Below are 3,105 nucleotides of genomic sequence, written 5' to 3' on the forward strand. Positions count from 1 at the left end.
GAATCCCGCAGCGACATACTCTCCCAGGACGTCGCCATCCAAGTACCATCTGCGCAGGAGGACTTTACTTCTGTGTTCGGGATGGGAACAGGTGTAGCCCCTCCGCCATTGCCGCGGAATTACTTTAAATCTCTTAATGAGATTTGAAAGCTGCATAAAATCCATATAAGTTCAATCATCTTTTTTTAGGTCAAGTCCTCGGTCTATTAGTACCAGTCAGCTGAATGTATTTCTACACTTACACCTCTGGCCTATCAACCCAGTCGTCTACTGGGGACCTTACTCCTTGCGGATGAGATATCTCATCTTGAGGGGGGCTTCGCGCTTAGATGCCTTCAGCGCTTATCCCTTCCAGACTTAGCTACCCAGCTGTGCCCTTGGCAGGACAACTGGTGCACCAGAGGTCTGTCCATTCCGGTCCTCTCGTACTAGGAACAGCTCCTCTCAAATATCTTGCGCCCACGACGGATAGGGACCGAACTGTCTCACGACGTTCTGAACCCAGCTCGCGTGCCTCTTTAATGGGCGAACAGCCCAACCCTTGGGACCTACTACAGCCCCAGGATGAGACGAGCCGACATCGAGGTGCCAAACCTCCCCGTCGATGTGGACTCTTGGGGGAGATAAGCCTGTTATCCCCGAGGTAGCTTTTATCCGTTGAGCGATGGCCCTTCCACTCGGTACCACCGGATCACTAAGCCCGACTTTCGTCCCTGCTCGAGATGTCTCTCTCGCAGTCAGTCTACCTTTTGCCTTTGCACTCTACGAATGATTTCCAACCATTCTGAGGTAAACTTTGGGCGCCTCCGTTACTCTTTCGGAGGCGACCGCCCCAGTCAAACTGCCCACCTGGCAATGTCCCATAACCGGTTAACGGCTACTGGTTAGAATTCCAGTATTGCAAGAGTGGTATCCCAACAGCGGCTCAGATAAAACTGGCGTCCTATCTTCTCAGCCTCCCACCTATCCTGTACATACAATACCAAAATCCAATGCCAAGCTACAGTAAAGCTCTACGGGGTCTTTCCGTCCTGTCGCGGGTAACTCGCATCTTCACGAGTACTACAATTTCACCGGGTGTGTTGTTGAGACAGTGCCCAAATCGTTACGCCTTTCGTGCGGGTCAGAACTTACCTGACAAGGAATTTCGCTACCTTAGGACCGTTATAGTTACGGCCGCCGTTTACTGGGGCTTAAGTTCATGCCTTCGCTTACGCTAAGCAGTCCCCTTGACCTTCCAGCACCGGGCAGGCGTCAGCCCCTATACTTCATCTTTCGATTTAGCAGAGACCTGTGTTTTTGCTAAACAGTCGCTTGGGCCTTTTCTCTGCAGCCTTTCCGTATCATTTTACAATAACCGGATTAGGCTCCCCTTCTCCCGAAGTTACGGGGTTATTTTGCCGAGTTCCTTAACAACACTTCTCCCGCTCATCTTAGGATTCTCTCCTCATCTACCTGTGTCGGTTTGCGGTACGGGCGCCTTATTCCTCAATAGAAGCTTTTCTCGACAGTGTGAAATCAGCTGCTTCCCTACTTGTTTTTCGGTCCCCATCATAACTCATGCTTCACAGATCCCGGATTTGCCTAAGATCTACACTCGTTATTTAGCCCGTCTCTTCCATTCGACGGGTCAGCTTATCCTCCTGTGTCACTCCTTCTCTCAAACAGTCAAAGGCGGTACCGGAATTTCAACCGGTTGTCCATCGCCTACGCCTTTCGGCCTCGGCTTAGGTCCCGACTTACCCTGAGCGGACGAACCTTCCTCAGGAAACCTTGGATTTTCGATGGGAAGGATTCTCACCTTCCTTTCGCTACTCATACCAGCATTCTCTCTTGTGTACAATCCACCTCGCCTTACAGCTTAGCTTCGCCTCGTACACAATGCTCCCCTACCCCTGCAGATAAATCTGCAAGCCATAGCTTCGGTGACAGGTTTTAGCCCCGGTAATCTTCGGCGCACAATCACTCGACTAGTGAGCTATTACGCACTCTTTGAATGAGTGGCTGCTTCTAAGCCAACATCCTAGTTGTCTTAGCAATTGCACATCCTTTCCCACTTAACCTGTACTTTGGGACCTTAGCTGATGGTCTGGGCTGTTTCCCTTTCGACTACGAAACTTATCTCACGCAGTCTGACTGCCAAGGTAAAATATGTGGCATTCGGAGTTTGATATGGTTCGGTAAGCTATACGCCCCCTAGCCAATTCAGTGCTCTACCTCCACTATTCACCCCTTGACGCTAGCCCTAAAGCTATTTCGGGGAGAACCAGCTATCTCCGTGTTCGATTGGAATTTCTCCCCTACCCACACCTCATCCGAGCCTTTTTCAACAGACACCGGTTCGGGCCTCCACGTGATTTTACTCACGCTTCACCCTGGACATGGGTAGATCACACGGTTTCGGGTCTACAACATGCAACTATCGCCCTATTAAGACTCGGTTTCCCTGCGGCTCCTCACCTGAAGTGATTAACCTTGCTACATATCGTAACTCGCTGGTCCGTTCTACAAAAAGCACGCGGTCACTTGCGCTCCCACTGCTTGTAAGCATAGGGTTTCAGGTTCTATTTCACTCCCCTCCCGGGGTTCTTTTCACCTTTCCCTCACGGTACTATTCTCTATCGGTCACTGGGTAGTATTTAGCCTTGGGGGGTGGTCCCCCCTAATTCCCACAGGGTTTCACGTGTCCCGTGGTACTCCGGTAATATGCCTGTATCTATCAATTTCGCCTACGAGACTCTTACTCCCTACGGTGCGCCTTCCCATGCGCTTCGGCTTCTCTCTAGATCTCCTTTACATATCCCATTACCCCGTATAAATACGGTTTAGGCTCTTTCCCTTTCGCTCGCCGCTACTTGGAAAATCGAGTTTTCTTTCTCTTCCTTCGGGTACTTAGATGTTTCAGTTCCCCGAGTTCCCTCCTCGCATACTATTTTATTCATATGCGGGTAACAGAGCTTCTCTCTGCTAGGTTTCCCCATTCGGATATCTGCGACTCAACGGTTATTTGCACCTAATCGCAGCTTTTCGCAGCTTGTCGCGTCCTTCTTCGGCTCCCAGTGCCAAGGCATTCTCCCTATGCTCTTAGTAACTTGACCTCTTTTA

At 50.4% G+C, this 3,105-nt stretch carries 2 rRNA genes; both read right to left on the reverse strand.

The features are described from left to right. Window positions 1-2 precede the first annotated feature (2 nt). Window positions 3-119 (reverse strand): 5S ribosomal RNA (gene rrf, locus IWB18_RS12220). 67 nt (window positions 120-186) lie between these two features. Beyond that, window positions 187-3,098 (reverse strand): 23S ribosomal RNA (locus IWB18_RS12225). Window positions 3,099-3,105: the final 7 nt, after the last annotated feature.

This window comes from Alkalibacter mobilis, from assembly GCF_015594845.1.
Classification (GTDB): Bacteria; Bacillota; Clostridia; order Eubacteriales; family Alkalibacteraceae; genus Alkalibacter; species Alkalibacter mobilis.